18 protein-coding genes and 1 pseudogene are annotated in these 18,217 nt (G+C 54.8%); 8 read left to right on the top strand and 11 right to left on the bottom strand.

Translation table 11 applies throughout. The features are described 5' to 3' along the window. Positions 1 to 43 precede the first annotated feature (43 nt). Together BG910_RS06040 and BG910_RS06035 are read right to left on the bottom strand one after the other, a co-directional pair. On the bottom strand, positions 44 to 487 hold the full coding sequence (locus BG910_RS06040) for a hypothetical protein (RefSeq protein WP_198344832.1): 444 nt from the start codon (positions 485 to 487) through the stop codon (positions 44 to 46). 6 nt (positions 488 to 493) lie between these two features. Further along, on the bottom strand, positions 494 to 1,375 hold the full coding sequence (locus BG910_RS06035; protein WP_089036065.1) for a hypothetical protein: 882 nt from the start codon (positions 1,373 to 1,375) through the stop codon (positions 494 to 496). 211 nt (positions 1,376 to 1,586) lie between these two features. On the opposite strand from BG910_RS06035, the gene BG910_RS06030 reads away from it, so the two are divergent. After that, positions 1,587 to 1,949, top strand: coding sequence for an MGMT family protein (locus BG910_RS06030; RefSeq protein WP_232462251.1), 363 nt, complete (start codon positions 1,587 to 1,589; stop codon positions 1,947 to 1,949). A gap of 112 nt (positions 1,950 to 2,061) precedes the next feature. Here the strand turns inward: BG910_RS06030 and purB are convergent, their stop codons facing one another. The 3 genes from purB to BG910_RS06015 all read right to left on the bottom strand — a co-directional run bounded on the left by purB (position 2,062) and on the right by BG910_RS06015 (position 5,428). Continuing rightward, on the bottom strand, positions 2,062 to 3,432 hold the full coding sequence (purB, locus tag BG910_RS06025) for an adenylosuccinate lyase (RefSeq protein WP_089036063.1): 1,371 nt from the start codon (positions 3,430 to 3,432) through the stop codon (positions 2,062 to 2,064). Positions 3,433 to 3,600: 168 nt separating this feature from the next. Continuing rightward, positions 3,601 to 4,182, bottom strand: a complete 582-nt coding sequence (locus BG910_RS06020; RefSeq protein WP_232462250.1) for a YdcF family protein — start codon at positions 4,180 to 4,182, stop codon at positions 3,601 to 3,603. Between the two features lie 334 nt (positions 4,183 to 4,516). After that, positions 4,517 to 5,428, bottom strand: coding sequence for a patatin-like phospholipase family protein (locus BG910_RS06015; RefSeq protein ID WP_089036062.1), 912 nt, complete (start codon positions 5,426 to 5,428; stop codon positions 4,517 to 4,519). 257 nt (positions 5,429 to 5,685) lie between these two features. Between BG910_RS06015 and BG910_RS06005 the strand changes: the two genes are divergently transcribed. Further along, positions 5,686 to 6,165: an SEL1-like repeat protein gene (locus BG910_RS06005; RefSeq protein WP_089036060.1), complete on the top strand. Its 480-nt coding sequence runs from the start codon at positions 5,686 to 5,688 to the stop codon at positions 6,163 to 6,165. Positions 6,166 to 6,679: 514 nt separating this feature from the next. On the opposite strand, the gene BG910_RS06000 is transcribed toward BG910_RS06005, so the two are convergent. After that, positions 6,680 to 8,527: an ABC transporter ATP-binding protein gene (locus BG910_RS06000; RefSeq protein WP_089036059.1), complete on the bottom strand. Its 1,848-nt coding sequence runs from the start codon at positions 8,525 to 8,527 to the stop codon at positions 6,680 to 6,682. Between the two features lie 127 nt (positions 8,528 to 8,654). After that, the gene (ruvA, locus tag BG910_RS05995; protein WP_089036058.1) at positions 8,655 to 9,233 is read right to left on the bottom strand and encodes a Holliday junction branch migration protein RuvA; all 579 of its coding nucleotides are present in this window, start codon (positions 9,231 to 9,233) and stop codon (positions 8,655 to 8,657) included. Positions 9,234 to 9,456: 223 nt separating this feature from the next. On the opposite strand from ruvA, the gene dinG reads away from it, so the two are divergent. After that, positions 9,457 to 11,640 (top strand): ATP-dependent DNA helicase DinG, encoded by a 2,184-nt coding sequence (dinG, locus tag BG910_RS05990; RefSeq protein WP_089036057.1) that lies wholly within the window; start codon positions 9,457 to 9,459, stop codon positions 11,638 to 11,640. 269 nt (positions 11,641 to 11,909) lie between these two features. Here dinG and BG910_RS05985 read toward each other — a convergent pair whose 3' ends face one another. The 4 genes from BG910_RS05985 to bioH form a co-directional block, all read right to left on the bottom strand. Continuing rightward, positions 11,910 to 12,119, bottom strand: coding sequence for a type II toxin-antitoxin system YafQ family toxin (locus BG910_RS05985; RefSeq protein ID WP_089036056.1), 210 nt, complete (start codon positions 12,117 to 12,119; stop codon positions 11,910 to 11,912). A gap of 51 nt (positions 12,120 to 12,170) precedes the next feature. Beyond that, positions 12,171 to 12,461: a type II toxin-antitoxin system RelB/DinJ family antitoxin gene (locus BG910_RS05980; protein WP_089036055.1), complete on the bottom strand. Its 291-nt coding sequence runs from the start codon at positions 12,459 to 12,461 to the stop codon at positions 12,171 to 12,173. Positions 12,462 to 12,647: 186 nt separating this feature from the next. Then, complete coding sequence (locus BG910_RS05975; protein ID WP_089037164.1) at positions 12,648 to 13,427, bottom strand: methyltransferase domain-containing protein; 780 nt, start codon at positions 13,425 to 13,427, stop codon at positions 12,648 to 12,650. 245 nt (positions 13,428 to 13,672) lie between these two features. After that, a complete protein-coding gene (gene bioH / locus BG910_RS05970; RefSeq protein ID WP_232462249.1) occupies positions 13,673 to 14,416 on the bottom strand; it encodes a pimeloyl-ACP methyl ester esterase BioH in 744 nt (247 codons plus the stop codon). On the opposite strand from bioH, the gene BG910_RS12780 reads away from it, so the two are divergent. The 5 genes and pseudogenes from BG910_RS12780 to BG910_RS12555 all read left to right on the top strand — a co-directional run bounded on the left by BG910_RS12780 (position 14,415) and on the right by BG910_RS12555 (position 18,127). Further along, the gene (locus tag BG910_RS12780) at positions 14,415 to 15,128 is read left to right on the top strand and encodes a ComF family protein (RefSeq protein ID WP_232462248.1); all 714 of its coding nucleotides are present in this window, start codon (positions 14,415 to 14,417) and stop codon (positions 15,126 to 15,128) included. The two genes, bioH and BG910_RS12780, sit on opposite strands and share 2 nt — an antisense overlap. Before the next feature lie 65 nt (positions 15,129 to 15,193). Then, positions 15,194 to 15,658 carry a tRNA (uridine(34)/cytosine(34)/5-carboxymethylaminomethyluridine(34)-2'-O)-methyltransferase TrmL gene (gene trmL, locus BG910_RS05960; protein ID WP_089036052.1) on the top strand — a complete coding sequence of 155 codons (465 nt, stop codon included), beginning with the start codon at positions 15,194 to 15,196 and terminating at the stop codon, positions 15,656 to 15,658. A gap of 43 nt (positions 15,659 to 15,701) precedes the next feature. Beyond that, positions 15,702 to 16,199 (top strand): annotated as a pseudogene (locus BG910_RS05955) (septal ring lytic transglycosylase RlpA family protein); the annotation flags it as partial. Between the two features lie 137 nt (positions 16,200 to 16,336). Continuing rightward, complete coding sequence (locus BG910_RS05950; RefSeq protein ID WP_089036050.1) at positions 16,337 to 16,720, top strand: hypothetical protein; 384 nt, start codon at positions 16,337 to 16,339, stop codon at positions 16,718 to 16,720. 243 nt (positions 16,721 to 16,963) lie between these two features. Next, positions 16,964 to 18,127, top strand: coding sequence for an ATP-binding protein (locus BG910_RS12555; RefSeq protein WP_123805271.1), 1,164 nt, complete (start codon positions 16,964 to 16,966; stop codon positions 18,125 to 18,127). The last annotated feature ends 90 nt before the right edge of the window (positions 18,128 to 18,217 follow it).

Here is an 18,217-nt window from a genome sequence, read left to right as displayed (position 1 = left end):
AGGCAGTCTCAAAGCTATTAACATTAGTTTGATTTATTAACCGTTATTCATAAAATTCCAATACTGCTACTGCCGTATCATATAAGATAAAAAGAGAATAAATGAATACAGTTGATAATAAAACTTCTAATCCCGCATTTATCAATAAAGGTTCAAAAGTCCAACTACTCTTCTTTGAAAGAATAGATAAAATTAAAGCAACACCAATTAAAGTAACTTGTTCTCGTACGGATAATAATAATTGTGCTTTTGTATTCTTAAATGAATCATTAATTTTTTGATTGTGCTGCTTACTTATTTCATACAATTTTGACAGAATAACAGCCACTGTAGCCGTATTTATCGCCATTAATGTTATTAAAATGTTTAATAAATTGGAGCGCATAAAGTCTCCCATAAAATAAACTCCTATAAAATATTGAATCAAATATAAAACAAGAGAAATTACGAAAGATTTAGCTGCTGTGCAAGTAACAGTATTTATCATATTTAATTATCTGTTTTGAAAGAAATTTTTAATTCTTTCTAGTAAGCTTATTGGGGACACTTCAACTGTGTACTCATCTGTAATAATACTAGAATGTGTGTTTGCTGTATCTTTTTTAGTTCGAACTCCTTTATATTTGACCCTAATACTCCCACCTCCCTTACTACTATAATCAACCAAATCTTGCAATTGGGGCAATTTAGGTGATAAATTTAATTCCCCATTTTCAGGGGCATTCATAGTTAATTCCGTATTTGCCGAATTCGAGTATTTGGCTAATGCTTTCAAGTCATCGCTCAATGCCTTTGAAATATTTGCCATATTTGGAGTAACCATTTTAAATTCTATCTGCTCAACTTTGTGACCTTCTACTAATTGCCAAAATGATTGTTTATCAAAAATAGGATGAATTTGAACATTTAAATTATGCTTATACAATACTTTGTTTAATCTCTTTGCTAGCAAATTAGCCAAAGTATTTGTTTTATTAAATGCACTTGTCCGATGTTCTAATGCTAATACTTGTTGTTCATCATCATTCCAAACAATCACATGAACGCGGGGCCAATCTTCTTCGGACATTGTTTCAAAATTTTCAGTTTCTCTGGTTACTGTTTTGCAAGCTGCAACTTTAAATACATAGAATTGATTATGTGTTGTTTCTTGCAAAGGATAAACTTCTTTAATTCTTAATTTGCGACCAGTATCATCTATTTCATCTAGCATACTTTGTAATGCGATTTGCCTAAATGCTTCAATAAAAAATTCATTTTTACGTTGGATTACTTCATCAACAGATAATTCACTTTCTGATAGATGAAGTTTTTCCTGAATACGTTCATTGGGAATAATTTGGTAACGATACAGATGAAAAATCCGTTGAGACATAATAAAATATTTCCTTAAAAAATTTTGATTGCGCAATTATATTCCAAAAAATAAAACAATATCTATTATTTTGTAAAATAAGGATTTTTATGCCAAAACCACCCAAGGTAAAAACCACCCTGAACGGTATTGCGCGGCATATCATGAACAAAACCATTGTGCACGTTACCATACGCCAGTCTAAATTATGTTAGGAAATGCCCGTTAACCTATGTCTTCCCAAAGGCCGTCTGAAATGCCCAACCCCAAATCCTATTTCCCCACCCCCACCCGCCCCAAAAACGACCGCCTTGCATTCGAAATTCTATCGGTAGTCGAAGAAATCCCTGCGGGGCTGGTGGCGACTTACGGGCAGATTGCGCGTTTGATTGGGCGGGAGAAAAACGCGCGTCTGGTGGGGAGCGTGTTGGCGAATGCAGCATACTACGGGCGTTATCCCTGCCATCGGGTGGTGAACGCATCGGGCAGGCTGGTGCCGGGCTGGGCGGAGCAGGCCGAGTTGCTGCGTGCGGAAGGGGTTGGGTTAAAGGAGAACGGCTGCGTGGATTTGAAGCGGTATGGTTGGGAATGTTAAGCATCGGTGTTTGCTTGAATAACATCGGGCCGGAATGTAAAAAGGCCGTCTGAAAACCCTATACAGGTTTTCAGACGGCCTTTGCGGTTTCAAACCCGAATCAGCCCCGCGTTCAAATCCGTTTCGCCAATTCTTCGGCCTTACCCACATACAGCGCGGGGGTCAACGCGAGCAGTTGGGCTTTGGCGTCGCTTGGGATTTCCAGCGATTCGATGAAAATTTTCAGCACTTCGGGCGTGATGCCGTCTTTGCCGCGCGTGAGGTCTTTCAGTTTTTCATACGGATTGGCAACGCCGTAGCGGCGCATCACGGTTTGGATCGGTTCGGCGAGCAGTTCCCAAGTCGCGTCGAGATCGGCGGCGAGCGCGGCGGGGTTGGGTTCGAGCTTGTTCAGGCCGCGCAGGTGGGCGGCGTAGCCCAAGAGGGCGTAACCCGCGCCGACGCCCATGTTGCGCAATACGGTGCTGTCGGTGAGGTCGCGCTGCCAGCGGGAAACGGGCAGTTTTTCGGCGAGAAAACCGAGTACGGCGTTGGCCATGCCGAGGTTGCCTTCGGAGTTTTCAAAGTCGATGGGGTTGACTTTGTGCGGCATGGTCGAGGAGCCGACTTCGCCCGCTTTGACTTTCTGTTTGAAGTAACCCAATGAAATATAACCCCAAACGTCGCGGTTGAAGTCGATCAGAATGGTATTGATGCGGCTGAGGGTTTGGAAAAACTCGGCCATGTAGTCGTGCGGCTCGATTTGGATGGTGTAGGGGTTGAACGTCAGACCGAGCGCGGCTTCGACGAAGTTGCGGCAATGCGTTTCCCAGTCCACATCAGGGTAGGCGGCGAGGTGGGCGTTGTAGTTGCCGACGGCGCCGTTGATTTTACCCAAAAATTCCTGCGCTTCAAGCATCGCAATCTGGCGGCGCAGACGGGCGACGACGTTGGCGATTTCCTTGCCGAGCGTGGTCGGCGTGGCGGGCTGGCCGTGGGTGCGGCTCATCATCGGCACGGCAGCGAGGCCGTGCGCCATTTCGGTGAGTTTGGCGATGATTTCGTCCAACTTCGGCAGCAGCACGGTTTCGCGCGCTTCCTGCAGCATCAGCGCGTGGGAGAGGTTGTTGATGTCTTCGCTGGTACAGGCGAAATGGATGAATTCGCTCGCAGCCGCCACTTCGGGCACGCCGGAAAAACGCTCTTTCAGCCAATATTCAACGGCTTTCACGTCGTGGTTGGTGGTGGCTTCGATGGCTTTCACCGCCGCCGCATCTTCGAGCGAAAAGTTTTCGATGACTTTGTCGATTTCAACCACGGTAAATTCACTGAACGCGCTCACTTCCGCGATTTTCGGCTCGGCGGCCAAAGCCTTGAGCCAGCAGAGTTCGACTTTGACACGGGCTTTCATCAGGCCGTATTCGGAGAAAATCGGGCGCAGCGCTTCGACGGATTTGGCATAGCGGCCGTCTAAGGGAGAGAGTGCGGCGATGGGATTGATCATGGCACGTTCCTTGAATGGGGGGAATGAAAGGGGAAACGGGGTTTCGGACGGCTATTGGCAGATGCCGTCTGAAAAATGCAGAAGCCCGTGGAAATTGTCGGCAATTATACAGGATTCGGCGGCATCAGGCCGTCTGAAAAACAGCGGCGGCGGGTTTTTCAGACGGCCTCAAAACCGCCCTTTAGCCCCGTTTTTCACCACCGCAGCCACCTCGCGCACGAGGGAAAACGCATAACCGCCGTTCGGCTCCGAACAAAACGGCGCGGCGAAAACCTGAATATCCTTGCCCGGCCACTGTTTTTCCGCCATCCAACGCGAACGCATCAAATGATAACCCGCGCTGACCAGCACCACGCGCGGACTGTTTTCGATGAATCTCGCGCTGAACACGATATTCTCAAAGGTATCCGACGATTGGTCTTCCTGCTCGATAGCGGAAGCCGGCACCCCCATCCGCTCCGCCAACGCCTGCATCGTGCGCGATCCGTAGCGGTGGTCGCGGTTGATGCCGCCGCTCATGACCAGCTTCTTCACTTTTCCCGCACGGTAAAGCGCCGCGCCGGCCTCCACCCGCGCCGCCAAACAGGGATTCGGACGGCCTTGTTCGTAAGCCTTCGTCGCCAGCACCACCGCCTTGTCCGCCGGCCGCACGGCCTCAATCCCGCGGCGGGAAACGAGATAATCCTGCACCGCAATCCACGCGGGCAGCGCGGGCAGCAGGATCAGAACAATCAACAGTTTTTTCAGCATAAACATCAGCTTTCGGGTAAACAGATATAGAGTCGCAAAACGCGGGTAAGGTTCAGTCAAACAGGCCGTCTGAAAAAAGTTTAACCTTTTCAGACGGCCTGAAACGTTTGCAAACAAAAAGCACCTACCTGAATGCCGTCTGAAATTACGCCAACCGATGTCATTCCCACCTGTGCAGCTGTGCGGAATAAATCTTTCTGATATATCAAACTATCGGGAATGACGGAATTGGCGTTTCAGACGGCATTCAAACAGCCTTTTTGCTTTTTGCAAAAACGTCAGGCCGTCTGAAAATATCGAAATTTTCAGACGGCCTGTTTTGCAGCGTTCCGAATCAATAGCGGTAAGCCGCCAGCTTACGCTTGATTTCCGGCAGCGCGGCGCGGGCGGCTTCTTCGCCCAGGCGGATGGCGCGGGCTTTTTGGTCGAAACCGCCGACCGAGCCGAGTTCCAAAACTTTAGGTTTGATGACCACGTCGGCCTTGCCCAATTCATTGTGCAGCGCGGATGTGCTCATAATATTGAGCGTTTGGTCGAGGTAGGCAAAGAAACCCGCGTTGGTGCGCTCGCTCGGGCGGGCGGAAATATCGACCGCGATCACGAAATTCGCACCTTGACCTTTGGCGGCGGTAACGGGTACGGGCTGCGACAGGCCACCGTCAACGTAGCGGCGTCCGCCGATAACGGCGGGCTGGAACACGTTGGGAATCGAGGCCGACGCGCGCACGGCCTGCCCCGCGTTGCCGCGGTTGAACGCCACGGCTTTGCCGCTTTGGAAATCGGTCGCCACCGCTGCGAATTTCAGCGGGAATTTTTCGATGGGACGGCCGCCGACTTTTCGGTTGATGTAGTTTTGCAGCGCATCGCCTTTGATGAAGCCGCTGGTGGAAAGGGTCAGATCGACCAAATCGGTTTTGCCCAAAATTTCGGCTTCCAGCTCGAGACGGTCGGGCGACATGCCCGAGGCGTAGAGGCTGCCGACGATCGAGCCGGCGGATGTGCCCGTCACCACTTTGACGGGAATGCCGTTTGCTTTCAATACCTTGATAATGCCGATGTGGGCAAAACCTTTAGACGCGCCGCCGCCCAAAGCCAGAGCCACCACGGCCTGCGGTTTGGGTTTCGGCGCAGGCGGCTGCACGGTCGGTTTGGGCGCAACGGGCGCGTTGCTGCTCGGGCAGGCGGAGAGCGCCAGCGCGGCGCAAAGCGCCAAAGCGGCGCGGAAGGCGGTAGGGACGGTTTTCATTTTTTTCAGACGGCCTTTTAGTGAACTGTGTTAAACAAACAGGGTAAAAACAGAATCAGAACAAACGCCCGATTATCGCACAGGCGGGGAATGCCGTCTGAAAAATTTGTTTAAATCCGGCAACGCCTGCCGTAGGGGATTGATGTATTTTTGAAACGCTTATCCCGTCAGGATTCAAATAATTCCGCCTAAAAATATTCCGTATGCGATTGTTATAGTAAAATTTACCGATAACAAATTTTAACAACGGGAAAAACATGAAAAAATTCTTAACGGCGCTCGCCGTGCTGTTGCCTTTGGACGCGCCGGCAGACGGCGCGTTTGACGAACAGGCATACAATCAGGCCGCACAAATGTGCGCGCAAAACGACTTGGAAAGCTGCGTACAATACGGCATCTGGACGCGCGACGTGCTCGATAATCCCGAATCCGCGCTCGCACCACTGCAAAAAGCCTGCGACGGCGGCAATATGAAAGGCTGCAATATTCTGGCCAACCTCTACGCCGACGGCCATACCGCCGCAGGCAAAGACTACCGCCGCGCCGAAGCGCTCTACCGCCGGTCGTGCGACGGCGGCTACGGCAACGCCTGCATCAACCTCAAGCGCCTGAAAGCGGAAATGCCGTCCGAACAGCAAATCGAACGCGAGCAGGTTTTGTCTTCGCTGCAAAACGACTGCGCGCAGGAAGACATGACCGCCTGCGAAGCACTGGCGCGGGAAACGGCGCAGATTTGAGTTTTTGGGATTTTTAATCACAAGGCTGTCTGAAAAACTGTGGGAACAGTTTTTCAGACAGCCTTCGGCAAGCTTGGGTATTGCCGTAATTACGTCCGCTTAAGGCGGATTAACACGACCTTCATGAAGTCTTCTTTCGATTTTTTCAAATTCAGACAAAGAACCGGTCAGATTTCTTTATCTGTTTGCACGTTTGAGTACCGCAATAGCGGCAGCGCTTGCTGCGACTAGGACAGCGCCTGTTAAGTCTAGGGCAGCCCAACCACCGCCGGTACCCCCAACCGCCAGAAACCTGTTTCAGCTCATTAATTTTCAACTCTTGCATGATGATACTCCTTAGTTATTGTTTTTCTTTGCAAAAATTATCTATGATATTATTTTATGCGGAAAGTTTAAATTTTATAGAGCATAGGAGGCCGGATTCAAGAATCAGACCCCAATCGGGCAGGCAGATTAAAGGCCGTCTGAAAAGCATTCAAACTTTTCAGACGGCCTTTTGCCGCGCCTTTCAAAATCAATGCTCAATATGCTCGGGCAGGAAACCGCCGCTCTGGTGTGCCCAGAGTTTGGCGTAGAGGCCGTGTTTTTCGAGCAGCTCGGCGTGGGTGCCTTCTTCGATGATGCGGCCTTTGTCGAGCACAATCAACCTGTCCATCGCGGCGATGGTGGAGAGGCGGTGGGCGATGGCGATGACGGTTTTGCCTTCCATCATTTTGTCGAGGCTTTCCTGAATGGCGGCTTCGACTTCGGAATCGAGCGCGCTGGTGGCTTCGTCCAAAAGCAGAATCGGCGCGTCTTTCAGCATCACGCGGGCGATGGCGATGCGCTGGCGCTGGCCGCCGGAGAGTTTGACGCCGCGTTCGCCGACGTGGGCGTCGTAGCCGCGCCGGCCTTTGGCGTCGGAAAGGTTGGGGATGAAGTCGGCGGCTTCGGCGCGTTCGGCGGCGTTAAACATTTCTTCGTCGGTGGCGTTCGGGCGGCCGTAGATGATGTTGTCGCGCACGGAACGGTGCAGCAGCGAGGTGTCTTGGGTGACGAGGCCGATTTTGGCGCGCAGGCTTTCTTGGGTTACGTCGTTGACGTTTTGCCCGTCAATGGAAATGGTGCCGCTTTGCGGTTCGTAAAAGCGCAGCAGCAGGTTCACAATCGTGGATTTGCCCGCGCCGCTGCGGCCGATGAGACCGACTTTTTCGCCGGGTTTGATGGTGAGGTTGAACCCGTTGAGCAGGGGTTTGCCGGCTTCGTAGGAGAAATCGACGTGTTCGAATCTGATTTCGCCCTGCGATACTTTCAAGGGAAGCGCGTCGGGTTTGTCGATGATGGTATGCGGTTTGGAAAGCGTTGCCATGCCGTCGTTGACGGTACCGATGTTTTCAAACAGTCGCGCGGATTCCCACATGATAAATTGCGATAAGCCATTGACGCGCAAGGCCATTGCGGTGGCGGTGGCGACGGCGCCCACGCCGACTTTGCCCTGATGCCAGAGCCAGATGCCCAACGCGGCGGAAGAGAGGGTCAGCGCGGTGTTGACGATGAAGCTGCACGTTTGCAGCGAAGTGGCCAAGCGCATCTGCGCGTGTACCGTAACCATAAATTCTTCCATCGACTGCTTGGCGTAAGCCGCTTCGCGCGCGCCGTGGGAGAAAAGTTTGACGGTGGTGATGTTGGAATAGGCATCGGTGATGCGGCCGGTCATCAGCGAGCGCGCGTCGGCCTGCCGCGCGGCGGTTTTGCCCAAACGCGGAATGAAAAGCCGCATCACCAGCGCAAAGCCGATAATCCAGCCGGCAAACGGCAGCAGCAGCCAGCCGTCGAGCGAAAACAGAATCACGCCCGAAGTGATGAAATACACCAGCACATACACCACCATATCGGCCACGGTCATCACCGCATCGCGCAGCGCCAGCGCAGTCTGCATCACTTTTGCCGACACGCGTCCCGCAAATTCGTCCTGATAAAAACCGAGGCTTTGGTTTAACATCTGGCGGTGGAAATTCCAGCGCAGCCGCATCGGAAACACGCCTTGCAGCGTTTGCAGGCGCACGTTGGCGGAGAGAAACGTCCACACAACCGAAAACAGCATCATTGCCGCCATCGCCGCGAGCATCGTTCCTTTTTCGGCAAACAGCGTCGCGGGCGTGTATTTGCCCAGCCAGTCCACCACCTTGCCCATAAACTGAAACAGCAGCGCTTCCATCACGCCGATGACAGCCGTCATCACCGCCAAAACCAAAATCCACTTGCGCACCCCCGCAATACTGCTCCAAACAAACAGCCACAGCCCGTTTGCCGGCGGCTGCGGAATCTCTTCGGGATACGGGTCGATGCGGGATTCAAACCAGGAAAAAATCTTCTTAACCATTATTTTGCTTCGTTTCGATAAAGACATTCAGACGGCCTGCCGAAACAGAAGGCCGTCTGAAAAAAATAATATTATATCAGGAGCGTAGGCAGTTGGTGGCGGGGCGGGCGGAAAGTTTTCAGACGGCCTATTTCAACAAATTCTTCAACGCCAGTCTTACGCCCTCGCCCACGTCCGTGCCTTTCGGAATGCCTTTTACCGCCGCTTTGGCTTCGCGTTCGTTGTAACCCAGCGCCATCAGCGTGCTGACGATGTCGTCGGTTTCGTCTGTGGCGGAGGCGGAAAGGCCGTCTGAAACGGCGGCGGAAACGAGTTTGCCGCGCAGTTCCAAAACCATGCGTTCGGCGGTTTTTTTACCGATGCCGGGCGCGGAGGAGAGGCGTTTGACGTCTTCTCCGGCAACTGCCTGCGCCAATTCGTCGGCGTTCATCGCGGAGAGGATGCCCAGCGCGGTTTTGGCGCCGATGCCGCTGACTTTGACAAGCTGGCGGAACGTGGCGCGTTCGGCGGCGCTGCTAAAGCCGAACAGCAGATGCGCGTCTTCGCGCACGACAAGCTGGGTGTAGAGCTGCACGGTTTCGCCGAGCGCGGGCAGCTGGTAAAACGTCTGCATGGAAACGTCGGCTTCATAGCCGACGCCGTTGACGTCGATGACAATTTGCGGGGGATTTTTTTCGATGAGTTTGCCGGTAAGTCTGCTGATCATGGGGGTTCCTGAAAAGGGATGAAAGGCCGTCTGAAATTTTCAGACGGCCCTGATTGTATCAAACAAACCGGACGGGACGGATTTTTCAATATGCAGGCTGAAACTTCTGCAAAACAAGCCGCCTGCCGAAAGGCCGTCTGAAAACTGTTTTTTCAGACGGCCTTTCTCCGCCCCGAAAATGCTAAAATAACATCTTTTCCCATCCCCTTTACAGACGGCCTCAATGCTTACCGACCTCGAGAAAAACGCCATCCGCGACCATTACCAAAACATCGGCAAAAACCTGCCCGGTTTCCGCCCGCGCGCGTCGCAGCGGGAAATGATTGCGGCGGTGGCCAACGCGTTTTCGCGCACGTTGAGCCGCGAAGAGGGCGGCGACGCGCCCAAGCGCGAGGGCGAGAGCATCGCCGTCATCGAAGGGCCGACGGGCGTGGGCAAATCGCTGGCCTATCTGTTGGCGGGCGGCATTATGGCGCAGACGCGCGGCAAAAAGCTGGTGGTGTCGAGCGCGACGGTGGCGTTGCAGGAACAGCTCGTCGACCGCGATTTGCCGTTTCTGGTGGAAAAAAGCGGGCTGGAGCTGACGTTTGCCATCGCCAAAGGGCGCGGCCGCTATCTCTGCCCCTACAAGCTCTACCAGCTCACGCAGGGCAACGCGCAGCAAAACCTGCTCGGCTTCGAAGCCCCGGCGGTGTTGTGGGACAGCAAACCCAAGCCCGACGAAATGAGGCAGATGCGCGAACTGGCCGACGGTTTCGCCAACCGCAGCTTCAACGGCGACCGCGACACCTGGCCGGAAAAAATCGACGACGCGTTGTGGTTCAAAATCACCAACGACCGCCACGGCTGCCTGAAAGCGGCCTGCCCCAACCGCGCCGAATGCCCGTTTTATTTGGCGCGCGACACGCTGGAAACGGTTGATGTGGTGGTGGCCAACCACGATTTGCTGCTGGCCGACATCAGCATGGGCGGCGGCGTGATTCTGCCCGCGCCGGAAAACAGTTTCTACTGCATCGACGAAGCCCACCACCTGCCCAAAAAAGCCCTGAGCCAGTTTGCCGCCGAACATTCGTGGAACACGGCGGTGTGGACGTTGGAAAAACTGCCGCAAATCACCGCCAAAATCGCCGCCGTAACCGACAAGGCCGAAACCGCAAACTTGGCCGACGAAGCCGCTTCATCGCTGCTCGACAGCCTGCACGAATGGCAGTTCCACCTTGCCGAAGAACCGTCGCTGGACTTAAGGCCGTCTGAAAACGAGCGCAGTGAGTTTCGCCAAAACGACAGCGATTTCAACCGCAAACACAGCGACCCCGTATGGCTGTGGCAGGACGGCAAAATCCCCGAAGATTTGGAACTTTTGGTGCAGAACACCGCCGTTGCCGCCCGCAGCCTGCTCAAACACGTTTACAGCCTGAACGAAGCATTGTCCGCCGCCCGTCGCGAAAAAGACCAAGACGGCGCGCTCATCGACCGCATCAGCAGCGAATTCGGCCTGTTTACCGCCCGCACCGAACAAATCAGCGCCGTGTGGGACTTATTGTCCGCCGTACCGCCCGAAGGGAGCGAACCGCTGGCCAAATGGATTACCCGCCGCATCGACGACAAAAACGACTACATCTTCAACGCCAGCCCCATCAGCAGCGCGAGCCACCTCGCCAACAGCCTGTGGCGGCGCGCAGCCGGCGCGGTGCTGACCTCCGCCACCCTGCAATCGCTCGGCAGCTTCAACCTGATTCTGCGCCAAACCGGCCTGGTTTGGCTGCCCGAAACCGCCACCCTCGCCCTCAAAAGCCCGTTCGACTTTGAAAAACAGGGCGAACTCTACATCCCTCCCGTGCACGCCAGTCCCAAAGACCCCGCCGCCCACACCGCCGCCGTCGCCGAATGGCTGCCCAAACTCATTTCCCCCCAAGAAGCCATCGGCACACTCGTGCTCTTCTCATCACGCAAACAGATGCAGGAAGTCGCCCTGCGCCTGCCCGACGACTACCTGCCGCTTTTGCTGATACAGGGCGACCTGCCCAAAGCCGCACTCTTGCAGAAACACCACCAAGCCGTTGCCGAAGGCCGCGCCAGCATCATCTTCGGCCTCGACAGCTTCGCCGAAGGCCTCGACCTCCCCGGCGAAGCCTGCGTGCAGGTCATCATCGCCAAACTCCCGTTTTCCATGCCCGACAACCCGATAGAGAAAACCCAAAACCGCTGGATCGAACAGCGCGGCGGCAACCCCTTCATCGAAATCACCGTGCCCGAAGCCGGCATCAAACTCGTCCAAGCTGTCGGCCGCCTCATCCGCACCGAAACCGACTACGGCCGCGTGACCATTTTAGACAACCGCGTCAAAACACAAAGATACGGCCAGCAACTTTTAGCATGTCTGCCGCCGTTTAAGCGGATTGGGTGATGGGGATAAACAATTAAAAAGGCCGTCTGAAAATTTCAGACGGCCTCAGACTTTTGTAAAAAAAAAACAAATCAAATCCGAAAATGTGCGGACGTCATTCCCGCGCAGGCGGGAATCCAGAAGGTTGAACCCACTCAACTGTACGTTTAAAAAGTATTACTCATCTCATATTACTGGGAATGACGGATTTGGCGTTTCAGACGGCCTTTAGTCGGTATTTGTGAATTTTGCAAAGAGCCCAACCTTTTCAAAATCCAATCAAACTCGAATCAAAACAATTCGGCATGTGTACCCAAACGGTGCAGTTCGACCGCGTTACCCAAAATTCTGTACACCAACACCAAATCCGGCTTGACATGGCAATCGCGAAAACTCGCCCAATTTCCCGTCAGCGCATGGTCTCTGTACTTTTCAGGCATGGGCGAACCCTCTGCCAAACAGCGGACAATATCCGCCCATGATTTGCTGACCAAAGCCAAATGGTGTTTTTTACATCGCGTTTGAAAACATTGCTCAGATGAAAAACACGCTCACTCATCTGCAATATCCATCAAGCCGCCGGCCAGCCCATCCGCGCTGTGTACCGTATAACGCCCGTTTTCCATCTCCGCCACACTTTCGCGCAGCAATGCCTCGGCTTGAGCGTTGAATTTTGACTCTTCCGTCCAGTCAAACGACAACGGCACTTTCCCCGTCTGCCCGATTTGATTGAAAAACATCCTGACCGCCTGACTGGGCGTGAGGCCGTACTGTTCCAAAACCGGATAGGCGCGGGAACGCAAATTGTCGTCGAGGCGCATATTGAAATTTGTATAGCCCATTTTCTGCTCCTGATGGGTAAAAGATAATTGTGTTGTAATTATGATTTAATTACATCATATGTCCAAGTGTGTGGCAAAGGCCGTCTGAAATTTTCAGCAAGCGTAGGTCGTGTTAGTCTGCCCCAAGCGGACATAACACGACAAAACCATGCCTGATTTTTCAGACGGCCTTTTCCGTTCCAACCTCTACCCGCGCGGATAAAACCGTACCAGATTCTCACCCTGCGGCAACACCCGTTTTTTCACCGCGTGGCCGTACACCGTTTCCAGCGTTACCGTCAGTCCGCCCTCATCGGCAAACAGCGCAGACACCGCATCCCGCGCGGCAGCGGGATCGCTGAAACGCAGCGCGTTTTCCAGTCCCAGCGTAGCCATGTCCTGCCAAAACATTTCCGCACGGCGGTAGGTCAGCTCGAGTTTGGCGGTATCGGTTACGGGGTCGTAAAAACCGTTGTCGGCCAGCATGTCGCCGAGGTCGTGCATATCGATCAGCGTCGGCGTTTCGCAAGCAATGCCGAGATTTTTCAGACGGCCTTTCAGCCCCTCGAGCGTGTCGCGGCCGAAATGGGTGAAAAACAGCAGCCCGTCGGGCTTGAGCGCGCGCGCCCAGTTTTGGAACACCTCGGGCAGACGCCCGGCGGCAGGCAGGCTCAGATTGGCCCATAGCATATCCGCCGCCGCCTCGGGCAGCGGCGCAGTCAGGCTTTGGCAGGTTTGAGGAACGGTTTTGCGGGTCAGTTTCTGCCACAACCCGCCCCCGCGCACCTTTGCCGCCGCCTGCAAAAAATCCGCACGCGGGTCGTATTCGGCAAACGCCGCCTGCGGAAAACGCACCGCCAGCAGGCGGCGGCTGATGTCGGCATCGGCACCGACAAGCAACACCGACTGCGGCGGCGTGCGCAAAAGTTGCAGACGTTGGTCGGTTTCTTCGGCAAGCAGCCGGTGGATTTGCCAGCGGTCGGTCATGGGGCGGCCTTTTTGATGGTAAGTTTGGGAACGGGACGGGTGGTTTTTAAGCTTGGTAGGTACGGTTAGCCGCCCCAAAGGCGGCGTAACCGTACGCTGCAACAGAAAAATAGGGCAGCAGGCTTGTAATTCATACAGCATAGTTGCGCAGGTTTGTACGGTTACGCCGCCTTTGGGGCGGCTAACCGTACCTACGGCTTGGGTCTCAAGCCTCATGCCGTCTGAAAACCAAACGCCCCGCACTTTCAAACGGCCTCGACAAACCCCCGATACACTTCCGCAAACTCGTCCGCATGGCTGAGAAACGGCGTGTGGGCGGCTTTTTCGATCAGGTGCAGGCGGCTGTTTGGCAGGTGGCGGGCGAGGTATTCGCCCATACGCGGCGGGGTGATGCTGTCTTTGCCGCCGTACACAAGCAGGGTCGGGGTGTGGATTTTCGGCAGCAGGCTGCGGGTGTCGGCCTGTTCCGCCGCATCGAGCGCGGCCTGAAGCGCGGCCGGCGCGCCGTGGCTGACTAAATCGGGCAATACTTTTGCGGTGATTTCGGCGGCGTTTGGGGTGTTGAGAAGCTGGAGTTGTAGAAACAATTTCATATATTTGGCATAATCCTGCTGAAACGGATCAATCATCCTGCCCAGCGCAGGAGCGGCCAACCCCTCGGGGTAATCTTCGGACGCAACGAGTTTGGCAAAACCTGCGGTCAGGCAGAGCGAACGCACTTTTTCGGGGTAATGCGCGGCGATGTGCAGCGCAACCAGACCGCCGAGTGACCAGCCGAGCAGGTCGGCGGGTGTATCGAATTGTGCGGCGAGGCCGTCGGCAGCGGCGGCAATGTCAAACGCACTGTCAAACGGTGCACCGCCATGCCCCGGCAAATCGGGCGTAACGACGTTCCAAGCGGCGGGCAGGCGCGGGGCGAAATCGTCAAAGATGTGGCGGTTTGCACCCCAGCCGTGAATCAGATAAATTTTTCGGGCAACATTCGGCATGGATTTTCTTTCTTTATGGCGCAAACTGACGCAGGCGAGGCGTTGCGTATTATGCCACGATTCGGCGCTTTCAGACGGCCTCTGCGCGGGTTGTGCGCAGGATTTGGCGGCGGTGTTTACTGATGCGGCAAACAGCTGCCCGCTGTGTTTCCGCCAGATTGCCGGTGGCGCGGTGTGCGGCGCGTGCCAGAAAAAGCCGCCGCAATACGCGCGGCTGTGGGCGTCGGTTTATTATCAGCCGCCCGTGAGCGGCATGATTCATGAGTTTAAGCATTTGGCCGATTCCGGGATGTGCCGTCCGCTCGCCGCGCTGATGCGCCGCAATGCGCCCGATTGGCTGGAAACGGCGCGGATTGATTGTGTTTTGGCGATGCCGTTGAGCAAAGAACGGCGGTTTTACCGCGGGTTCAACCAAAGTGAGGCGCTGACGGACGCGCTGGCGGCGCATTACGGCTGGCGCGTTTTGCCGCGCGGTACGGTCGTCCGCAAACACACGCCGCCGCAGAGTACGCTCAAGAGTGAAGCGCGGCGGCGCAATGTGAAAAATATTTTTGAACTAAAAAATCCTTTGGAATCAAATTGTAATGTATTGTTAATTGATGATGTGACTACTACCGGCGCAACTTTCGCCGAACTCGCCAAAACGCTGAAGCAATCGGGCGTCGGGCAGGTTTACTGCTGGTCGCTGGCGCGTTCGCAAATGAAAAGTTAGCCTAAATGCTTTGACACCCCTGCCGCCCTGTGGCAATCTTTCATTCTTATAAGTGACTGATTTATATGTTTACTGTCGTTTTATACCAGCCTGAAATCCCGCCGAATACGGGCAACATCATCCGCCTTTGCGCCAATACCGGCGCCGATCTGCATCTGGTCAAACCGCTCGGTTTTCCGCTCGATTCCGCCAAGATGCGCCGCGCGGGGCTGGACTATCACGAATTTGCCAAACTGACGGTACACGAAAATTTCCAAGACTGCCTCCAAGCCCTCGCCGGCCGCCGCATTTTCGCGCTGACCACCAAAGGCAAAACCCGCCCCGACAAGGCCGGTTTCCAAGCGGACGACGTGTTTCTCTTCGGCCCCGAAACCCGCGGCCTGCCGTCTGAAATTCTCGATGCCATGCCTGACGCGCAAAAGCTGAGGCTGCCGATGCTGCCTGAGAGCCGCAGTATGAATCTGTCGAACACCGTTGCCGTAATGCTTTTTGAAGCGTGGCGGCAAAACGACTACGCGGGCGGAATTTAGGCCGTCTGAAAACCCAAGATCAACTCAAGAAACGGAATTCGTTTTGACTGCAACCAAAACCACCTTACTGACCCTTCTCGCCGCTGCCATCGGCAGCATTTCATTCTCTGCAACCGCCGCTCCTGCGGGCGACCACGTTGTCCGCGCCGAGAAACTGCACGTTTCCGCCAACCGCGCCTACAAAGTAGCGGGCAAACGCTACCAGCCCCTGCAAAAAGTTTCCAATTTCAGCCAAAGCGGCCGCGCCTCATGGTACGGCAACCAATTCCACGGCCGTAAAACCGCCAGCGGCGAGCGTTACAATATGCACGCCATGACTGCCGCCCACCGCACCCTGCCGATTCCCAGCTACGCCCGTGTAACCAACACCAAAAACGGCAAAAGCGTTGTCGTCCGCATCAACGACCGCGGCCCCTTCCACGGCAGCCGTGTGATGGACGTCTCCAGAGCCGCCGCGCAAAAACTCGGTTTCATCAACCACGGTACGGCTCATGTGAAAATCGAACAAATCCTCCCGGGCGAAAACGCCACCGCCCAAGAAACCCCCGCTCAAGAAATCTTCGAGCCGGTCGGTCAAACCCTGATTTAACTTTTCAGACGGCCTGTTTTCCGAAACAGGCCGTTTTGAACATTTGACGGTTAAGCGCCGTTTCCGCATTGCCACAACAGGATACCGAAATGCTCTCATTCGCCGTTTACAATATGCCTCTGGCCGATTACGAAGCCTTGAGCGAACAGTTTCGCAGCCAGCAGATCACCCCCCTGCAATATCAGGCCGAACTCGGACGGCTGTCGGTTGTCTCCGGCTTTGACGCAACCGCCGCCGAATACATCGTCTCACTCAAAGAACAAGGCCGCGCCGTGACTGCCGCCAGCCCAAACGCCTGGACAACCCATCTGGGCATCCGGGCCGGACTTTTGGCCGAAATGCTCGCCGAACGCGTTGCCCATACCGAACAACACCTGCTGCGCGACATCCGCAAAGTCAACAAACTCACGCTTGCCCAAATCCAAACCACGCCCGAGAAAGAATTGACCGTGGTGATGGTGGAGGAAAACTAAGGCCGTCTGAAATTTTCAGACGGCCTTTGGACAGACGTTTTTATTTTGTGGAGAAAACGCCTTAAGATTCGGTTAAGCCGCGCGCGGTTTAATACACACCCCGAAACTTCCCCCCAAAAAATGCACACCCCATGCGTATCCTGCTCATCGAAGATGATCCCCACATCGCCGCCGGCCTGCTGGCCAACGCCGTTTCCCTGACCCTCTTTCCCTGCAGAGCTCAACGAAGCCTCCGACAGCCAGATGAGCGGCCTTGCCCGCGCACTGCCTTATGCAGCCGTTCCAGGCGGGCAAACCGCCCGCCTGCCCGAAATCCAAAACCTGCCGCAGGGCAGGAGCAGCGAAGCTGATCCCGACCACAACGGTATCGCCCTTTGGGACAAAAACGGCAAACTCATCCTCGCCGACCGGAAAGGCCGCGGCATCCCCTATTCGCAAACCGACGGCTTCACCGGCACCGCCCCCTTTTGGCAACCCGGCAGCTGGCGCATCCTCTATCTGCACGACCCTGCAACCGGCCAAACCGCCGCTGTTTCCCAAAGCTGGCACGAACGCCTGATTACCCTGTTCGACACCGTCTGGGGACAGCTTGCCACCTCCTTGATTGTTCTGCCGTTTATGATATGGATTCTGCACGCCGCCATTAACCGCAGCCTGAAACCCCCTGTCCATCCTCGCCCACGAACCTTCCCACCGCCCCGCTGCCGATCTTTCCCCCGTCCGCTGCCCCGAACTGCAGGAAACCCGAGCCCTCGTCGAAGCCCTCAACACCCTGTTCCAACGCGTTCAGACAGGCATCGCGCGCGAACAGCGCTTTACCGCTTGCCGCCCTCAAAATCCAAACCGAAGTCCTCGCCATCAGCGAACCGGACGAACAGCCCCACCATCTCCGCCAAATCATCGAGCGCGCCGAACACCTCATCAACCAGCTCCTCGCCCTCTCCAAACTCGACCCCGAACACGGCATTTCCGACGCACAGCCCATCGATTGGGCCTCCCTCAGCAGCCAAGTTCTGCAAAACACCAACCTTGCCGCCCTCGAAAAACGCATCCGCCTCAAACGCGAACTCTCCGACCACCCCCTGCCGCTTTCCGGCAACAACGAACTTTTGCAGCTCATGCTGCGCAACCTGCTCGGCAACGCCGCGCGCTATTCCCCCGAAAACAGCGAAATCCTGCTGCGCATCCCCCCGAGCGCATCGAAGTGCGCGACCACGGGGCGTCGGCATCGCCCCGCAGCATCTGTCCAAAATCAAAGAATGCTTCTACCGCCCCGCCGACCAAAACAAACAGGGCAGCAGGCTGGGGCTTTCCATCGTCGAACAAATCACCAAACTGCACGGTTTGGCGGTTCGGCTGGAAAACCGTAATGAGGGCAGGTTGAGTGTTTGGATGGAGAAGATGTGAGGTGGAACAGGCATCGGTTGGCGAGCCTGTCGAACATTTAAATGCCGTCTGAAAACTCACCGCGTTTATTTGATACAATCAAGGCCGTCT

The organism is Neisseria chenwenguii (assembly GCF_002216145.1).
GTDB lineage: Bacteria > Pseudomonadota > Gammaproteobacteria > Burkholderiales > Neisseriaceae > Neisseria > Neisseria chenwenguii.
The sequence above is the reverse complement of the archived record's forward strand: the minus strand, read 5'-3'. Positions and strand labels throughout refer to the sequence as shown.